Annotated in this window: 2 protein-coding genes; both read left to right on the top strand. The window is 66.3% G+C overall.

Annotation, left to right across the window (positions count from 1 at the left end; genetic code table 11):
- On the top strand, positions 1 to 1536 hold a 1536-nt coding region (locus tag AB0O28_RS39740; RefSeq protein ID WP_363648206.1), incomplete at its 5' end, for a sugar ABC transporter ATP-binding protein.
- Positions 1529 to 2469, top strand: a 941-nt coding sequence (locus AB0O28_RS39745; RefSeq protein WP_363648208.1) for an ABC transporter permease, incomplete at its 3' end; no start/stop codon positions are given. The genes AB0O28_RS39740 and AB0O28_RS39745, both read left to right, overlap by 8 nt.

Below are 2469 nucleotides of genomic sequence, written 5' to 3' on the forward strand. Positions count from 1 at the left end.
ATCGTCAAGCAGTTCCCCGGCGTACGCGCGCTGGATGGCGTGGACCTTGAGGTCAAGGCCGGGGAGGTGCATTGCCTGCTCGGCCAGAACGGTGCCGGGAAGTCCACGTTGATCAAGATTTTGTCTGGTGCGCATGCGCCGGATGAGGGTGAGGTGTTGCTCGACGGCGCGCCGGTGCGGCTGGCTCCGCCGACCGCGGCGATGGGTCACGGGATCGCCACGATCTATCAGGAGTTGGACCTGGTGGATGGGCTGAGCGTGACGGAGAACATCTTCTTGGGCCATGAGATGGCGAGTTTCGGGTTTTCCCGGCGGGCTGAGGCTGATCGGGCGACGGGTGAGTTGCTCAAGCGGCTGGGGCATGGGGAGATCCGGCCGCGTACGGAGGTGGGCCGGTTGTCGCCGGCGCACAAGCAGATCGTGAGTATGGCCCGGGCGTTGTCGCATTCGGCGCGGTTGATCATCATGGATGAGCCGTCGGCGGCGCTGGCGCATGACGAGGTGGAGAATCTGTTCCGGGTGATCCGGGATCTGACCTCGCAGGGTGTGGCGGTGATTTACATCTCGCACCGGCTGGAGGAGATCCGGGAGATCGGTGACCGGGTGACGGTGTTGAAGGACGGGCGCACGGTCGCGGTGGGCCTGGCGGCCAAGGACACGCCGACGTCGCAGATCGTGGCGTTGATGACCGGGCGGAATGTGGAGTATGTGTTTCCGCCGCGGCCGGGCCGGGGTGCTCATGAGGGGCGCCGGGAGGTGCTGCGGGTGGAGAACCTGTCGGTGCCGGGCCGGGTGCGGGATGTGTCGTTCTCGATCCGGGCGGGGGAGATCCTGGGGTTGGCCGGGTTGGTCGGGTCGGGGCGTAGCGAGATCATCGAGGCGATCTACGGGGCGCGGCGCTGCGCTGGGAAGGTCGTGCTGGACGGGCGGACGGTGCGGCCGGGGAGTACGACGCGGGCGGTGCGGATGGGCATGGGCTTGGCGCCGGAGGAGCGTAAGGCGCAGGCGTTGCTGCTGGATCATCCGGTCGCGCAGAACATCACGCTGGCGAGTTTGAGCCGGTATACCCGGCCGCGGTGGCTGGGGTGGCTGGACCGTAAGACCGAGTTCGCCGAGGCCAAGCGGTTGTCGGAGGCGTTGGACATTCGTCCGCCGGATCCGCGCCGGGCGATTCGGACGTTGTCGGGTGGTAACCAGCAAAAGGCGGTGCTGGGGCGGTGGCTGGCCGAGGACCGCAAGTTGTTGTTGCTGGATGAGCCGACCCGCGGTGTGGATGTCGGTGCGCGGGCGGAGTTGTATGCGCTGGTGCGCAAGCTGGCCGATGACGGTATCGGGGTGCTGCTGGTGTCCAGTGAGGTGCCCGAGGTGCTGGGGCTGGCCGATCGTGTGCTGGTGATTCGTGAGGGCCGGGTCGTTCATGAGGCGCCGGCCGAGGACCTGGACGAGCATCGGGTGCTCGATTTGGTGATGGTCTCGCAGGAGGCCTCCGGGTCTGATGTTGCAAATCCCCCCTCCGAAGGAGCGTTGCATGACTGAGGTCGATCAGGCCGCGCCGGCCGGTCCGGCCGGGTCGGGTGTGAAGGTGCCCGGTGCCGGTGGCCGGTTGGGGCGGCTGGGTGAGGTCCGGCATCTGGGTCTGGTCGCGGCGTTGGTGCTGCTGGCGATCGTGGGCTTGGTGACCCGGCCGGAGAATTTCGCCACGTCGTCGAATCTGGTCAGTATTTTGGCGCTGGCCTCGACCATCGGGGTGATCACGGTTGGTCAGACCTTCGTGATCATCGGTGGTGGTATCGATTTGTCGGTCGGGGCGTTGATGGCGCTGGCGTCGGTGTGGGCGACCACGCTGGCGACGCAGGCGTACGGGCCGGTCGTGATGATCGTGTGTGCGGTGCTGGTGGGCACCGGCGCGGGGTTGCTGAACGGCTTTTTGATCTCTTATGGGCGGATGGTTCCGTTCATCGCGACGCTGGCGATGATGGTGGCCGCCCGGGGTCTGGCGCAGCGGATGTCGAATCAGCGGACGCAGTTGGTGCAGGCGGACAATTCGCTGATCGTGGATCTGTCGACGACGCGGGTGCTGGGGCTGCCGCTGCTGGTGTACATCTTCGCGCTGGTGGTGCTGATCGGCTGGATCGTGCTGAACCGGACGACGTTCGGGCGGCGTACGTATGCGGTCGGGGGTAATCCGGAGGCGGCGCGTCTGGCCGGTATCGATGTGCGTAAGCACACGTTGATGTTGTACGCGTTGTCGGGTCTGTGCTGTGGGATCGCCGCGGTGTTGATCATGGCGCGGACCACGACGGGGTCGTCCACGCATGGTGATCTGTATGAGCTGGACGCGATCGCGGCGGTCATCATCGGCGGGACGCTGCTCAGCGGCGGCCGGGGCACGATCATCGGGTCGATCCTCGGTCTGCTGATCTTCACGGTCATCACCAACCTGTTCATCCTCAACGGCCTGAACACCGC

Source organism: Microbispora sp. NPDC088329 (assembly GCF_040685655.1).
In the GTDB taxonomy this organism is placed as follows: Bacteria; Actinomycetota; Actinomycetes; order Streptosporangiales; family Streptosporangiaceae; genus Microbispora.